Genomic DNA, 444 nt, shown 5'->3' with positions numbered 1-444 from the left:
AAACAACATATAGGAAATTCCGAAACAAACGACTGTGGCGGCGATTAATCCGGTTACCTGCGGCCAGGCGACGAGCAGGCTTTGGCCAAGCGGCAGCGGGCTGCCGGGTATGGAGCCAACCACTTGCTTCATCGAAAGCGGACCAAACGAGCGGACAGATGGCGATAACAGAGAAACCGTTCCGTCACTGAAAAGCTGGCTCGGTGACAAACGTGTTAAAAAGAAAACCAACGATTGGTGGTTCATGAGCGCGTTAACACTTTTTACGGCTTCCTGAGCAGGCGCAGTGGCGTTGGCAATCAGCTTAATCAGCATGCGATAAAACACGCTGAAAAACAACCAAACCGCAATTCCTGACAGGGCGGAGGTTGCCGCCTGCCGGAAGCGGACGGAAAATAAAATGGCAAGATTGAGCCAAAACGCCACGTAAATGATGCTTAAAAT

Annotated in this window: 1 pseudogene; it reads right to left on the bottom strand. The window is 51.1% G+C overall.

From position 1 onward, the window contains the following. A pseudogene (locus tag HBH1_RS24735) lies at window positions 1-444 on the bottom strand (ABC transporter permease subunit); the annotation flags it as partial.

The organism is Herbaspirillum sp. BH-1 (assembly GCF_002870055.1).
Classification (GTDB): Bacteria; Pseudomonadota; Gammaproteobacteria; order Burkholderiales; family Burkholderiaceae_D; genus Herbaspirillum; species Herbaspirillum frisingense.
The sequence above is the reverse complement of the archived record's forward strand: the minus strand, read 5'-3'. Positions and strand labels throughout refer to the sequence as shown.